The organism is Stenotrophomonas sp. 05L44_2 (assembly GCF_056665995.1).
Genome location: NZ_JBFTNR010000923.1, coordinates 1 through 1,338, shown reverse-complemented (window position 1 = coordinate 1,338; position 1,338 = coordinate 1). Strand labels below are relative to the sequence as shown.

1 protein-coding gene is annotated in these 1,338 nt (G+C 64.4%); it reads right to left on the bottom strand.

Features of this window, described 5'->3' with window-relative positions; genetic code table 11:
• The coding region (locus tag AC1VAN_RS22005) for a hypothetical protein (RefSeq protein WP_480986766.1) at positions 1 to 926 on the bottom strand (926 nt) is incomplete at its 3' end.
• Positions 927 to 1,338: the final 412 nt, after the last annotated feature.

Here is a 1,338-nt window from a genome sequence, read left to right as displayed (position 1 = left end):
CGCAGCAGCATGCGCTCCAGTCGGGCGCGCCAATATGGCGCTTCGCGCACCTGCGTCATCTCGAGCAAGCGCTCGGCCAAGAAGGACTTGACCTCGTATACCGACCCCAGATCCCGCCCACCTACCGCAGCGGCCGGGATGAGCAAGGTGGCCGGCAAGTGGTTGGCCCGCTCGATCAGCCAATCGATAACCGCCCAAGTCTTGCCCACRCCGAACAGACCGGTCAGGCAGGCCGGCGACGCGGTACCGCTGTGTGCGCTCCACCACTCGTCCAACTGGCGCAACACCTGCGCACGGTGGATGTGCCGCTTGGCGCCACCGGACACGACTTGGCCGAAATGAGACTGCGATTGACGCGGATCGGTCCAGATTGAGCGCAGGCGCGCGAACGACTGACGACGAACGACGGCGGTGCCGATGTGCCAGGCTGCCAGATCGCGCCGCAGACGCTCAATCGCCGCGCACAAGGGGATCGCCAACCGGGCGGCCAAGGCACCGGCAGCCGGATCGAGCAGCTTAGATACGAGCGCGGGATTGGAGGCCAGCAGCGCGGCCATGGCGGGGTCGTCGTGGGATTTCCAGTCGACGATCAGGATAGCGATGCCGTAGCCGTTGCCGTGCTTGAACAGCTGACGCTCGAGCTGCTCGTCGGCCTCGCGCGTGGTTGCCAGGATCCACGCCTCCAGTGCCGGGTCCGCCACGATCGCCTGATCGATCTCGCCCAGCAGAAGCCGGTCACTGAGCGAGGTGTCGTCCCGGTAGCGCTTGCATTCGATGCGTAAGAACCGCTCTTGTCGTCCGGTGGTGCCGGCGTCCGCCCCGTGTTGGAAGCCCGATTTGGCCACCGCGACCGACACCCCGATCAGCTCGCCAATCAGCGCTGCGGTCAGGTGCTCCAATCGCGTTGGCGGATCGATGGCCTGCACCAAGGCCTTGAGCTGGTCGAGCTCTGAGGTAAGCGCTACTACCATTCCCTTTCTCTCGAAAGACGGCGGACCTCGCCGGCACGGTGCCCCGACTTAATGGGGTCCTTGCTCGGACCCCTGCCTAAAGTATACGGCACCGGAATCTTACTGGAGAATTTCGAGGGCGCGACAGTGCTTGGAGAGTTCCGATGGGGGGGGCGAGGGCGCGTGCGGCGCCTCGCGGAGGTCCGATACGTCCTAATCGGCCTGCTGGAGGTTGCCGTGAAGCTGATGCGCGCGATGCCCAAGAACATGTCAATAAACACGCGTAGATCCAATCGCCGCGCTAGGCACGAGGAAAGTATCACGCCRCATGCGCCGCCGGCACCTCAAAGTTTGATTCAAGGGGCGATGACGCCTGGATGATCCACAG